We start from the raw sequence: 2,697 nt of genomic DNA on the forward strand, positions 1-2,697 counted from the left end.
AATGCTGATCTTCATGGAGCCGTCCGCTCCCATATTCGCCTCCGCGGGCTTCCATCCTTTCGGCGCCAACAGCAGCACGCCCGCATCCTGAGCCGGCGATGGGCTTATCCAAAAGGCTTGAAACGAGTCCGCTTTTTCGTCGGGCAGGGCGAATCGGAACGCTTTATCCGTATCCGGCGGCGCCTGCGCTGTGGGCTTATGGTGTTCCAAGGAAACATGCGGTTCGATGCATGTTAACGGTATTTTTACCGTTTTATTCGCGTTCACAGCCAGCGCAAAAACACCGCAATCCGCTTGTTTCGGCTGTTTGCCGGACTCCTGCGCATTCGTTGCTTGCGGCAGCGGCGTAACGGCAGGCGAGGCAACCGGGCGGCCCGGATGAGGCGTTTTGCTCCGGGCGGGCTTTTCCGCCGATCGCGCGCAAGACGCGGTGAATACCGCTATCAGCAGAAACGTAAGCAGCAAGCTTCCGTATCGAATAGGCAAAATGTCTCAGCTCCACATCGTATGTCAGACTGCCGGAATGATCCGGCAGTTGCAGATCTCGCGATACATTATACAGAAAGTTTGCCCAGCCGGGCAACGCATAACATAAAAAACCCCCCATGCTGTCGGGAGGTTTGCGAACATGCCGGCGATTTGCGGACGCGCATTTGGAAAAGGCGGCTATAGAAACAACGGCGCAATCAATCCGACTGCAACAGCATACACGACCATTCCATACGCAATGAACTTGAACCGATTGTCTTTGGCAACCTGAAAACAATCGATTGCCGCCTCTACGGTGCACAGCAATGAAACAAGCGTGGTAAGCGCGGCGATCAACAAGGATATTTTCATGAGCGAAATAAGCGCCGCGAACGCGGCGACGAGAAAACATGCGCCAAAAGGAAACTGCAGCGCGCCAAGCCGCGTGATCGTTTCCCGGGGGCTGCGCTTTACCGCTCCGCACCAATTGCCGATCAGCCATAAAGAGGTAAGCAGCGCGGCCAAAGAAATTGCGCCCAAAAGCAGAAACCGCAGGGAAAAGCCCCATGTGCCGGAGCCGGAAAATGTCGGAAAACCGCCCCCGAAACCCAATATGGCGGAAAAGGCGTTCAACAAGGTGGCAAACTGCGCCCAGCCCCAGATAAAAAAGCCGATTACGGATGAAGCAAAGCCGATGACGCCGTATATCAAATCTTTTTCAGGATTAAGTTCCAACGCGTTAAAAGGATTTTTTAACAGTTTCACCAGCACATCTTTCTCGAACGTTCTGGCGGCAACCGGCGCTTGCTCTTGGTTCTGCGCGCAAACATGGCTTTCCCCTTCCTGCAATTGCGCTCCGCAATTTGGACAATAAGGCATATTCAAACCTCCAATTCGACTATTCAAAATCTCTCTGTACCTGATTCGACAAAAATGTGCAAATTCCTGCCGATTATGCAATAAATGGAACGCGCGTCTGGTTGGAAAATCCGAAATGTGCTATAATGCCGGTGTATTTTCAACTAATCGCGCGGCATCATGGAGGCCAGGAGCAATGACTGTGAATCCGGAAACCTTAAAACAATATGTCGGCAGACAAGTCGTTATTTCGTGGTATGAAGACGACGGATTTGCCGGAAAAGACGGCTTTCATTTTGATTATATCAACTATTCTCCGGAAAAAATCGAATTTATAAAAGAAGACCGGGTGGCAGCCGCCATCCCGATCGCAAAATCCGCCGAACTGGTAGAGATGCACATCGGTTTCCCGAGACATTATGCGGTCGTCGACGGCAGCAACCGCACGGAGTTTTATTTCCCGTAATTGTCATTTGTGCGCTTAGGCGCCTCATTTGGCGGCAAGCCGCAGCACCGTGACGGACATCGGCGCCAGTTTGGCCGAAATTTCCCCGTTTTTCGCGAAAAAATTGGCGAACGGCACAGGCTTGACCGCATCCGGCTTGGCAAACGTATTATGAGCGCTCATGTCGGCAGCCGCAAGCGTCATAGCCTCCGCCTTCATCTGTTCCCCGGCCAGCCCCCGCAATACAATTTGCACATCGGCCTCGTTCTGATGGTCCAGGTTGCACAAACTGATATGAATTTCGCCGGCCGCGTTCCGTGAAGCGGAGACGCTCACCTGCGGCAGCTTATCCCCGTCCAGCGCATATTCAGCCGCGCTGCAACAAGTTTGCAGGCGGGTTGCCCCCTGATGCACCTTGAACAAATCAAATACATGATATGTCGGCGTAAGCACCATTTTCTCGCCTTCCGTCAAGATCATCGCTTGCAGCACGTTGATCGTTTGGGCGATATTGGCCATCTTGACCCGATCGTTATGCGCATGGAAAATGTGCAAGTGCAAACCGGCCACCAAAGCGTCGCGCATCGTATTTTGCTGATACAGAAAGCCCGGGTTCGTTCCCGGCTCGACGTCATACCACGTGCCCCATTCATCCACGATCAAACCGATCCGCTTTTTTGGATCATGGCAATCCATAATGGCGGAATGTTTCGCGATCAATTCATCCATAAACAATGCTTTCTTCAATGTGCCAAACCATTCGGCAGCGCCGAATTCGGTAGCCGATCCCTTATGGTCCCATTCGCCGGGGACCGTGTAATAGTGCAGACTGATTCCGTCCATATGCCGGCCCGCGCGTTTCAGCAGCGTGTCCATCCAACCATAGTCGTCGGTATTGGGCCCGCAGGCGATTTTGTATAAACGGT

4 protein-coding genes are annotated in these 2,697 nt (G+C 52.8%); 1 reads left to right on the forward strand and 3 read right to left on the reverse strand.

The genetic code is table 11. The annotated features are described in order from the left end of the window. The coding region (locus tag VF260_08440) for a DUF4850 domain-containing protein (protein ID HEX7057206.1) at positions 1-486 on the reverse strand (486 nt) is incomplete at its 3' end. 180 nt (positions 487-666) lie between these two features. Beyond that, complete coding sequence (locus VF260_08445) at positions 667-1,347, reverse strand: hypothetical protein (protein HEX7057207.1); 681 nt, start codon at positions 1,345-1,347, stop codon at positions 667-669. A gap of 175 nt (positions 1,348-1,522) precedes the next feature. Between VF260_08445 and VF260_08450 the strand changes: the two genes are divergently transcribed. Then, a complete protein-coding gene (locus VF260_08450) occupies positions 1,523-1,792 on the forward strand; it encodes a hypothetical protein (protein HEX7057208.1) in 270 nt (89 codons plus the stop codon). Between the two features lie 24 nt (positions 1,793-1,816). Here the strand turns inward: VF260_08450 and VF260_08455 are convergent. Further along, positions 1,817-2,697: alpha-L-arabinofuranosidase C-terminal domain-containing protein (locus VF260_08455; GenBank protein ID HEX7057209.1), on the reverse strand; the 881-nt coding region annotated here is incomplete at its 5' end.

The sequence above is a fragment of the Bacilli bacterium genome (genome assembly GCA_036381315.1).
GTDB lineage: Bacteria > Bacillota > Bacilli > Paenibacillales > KCTC-25726 > DASVDB01.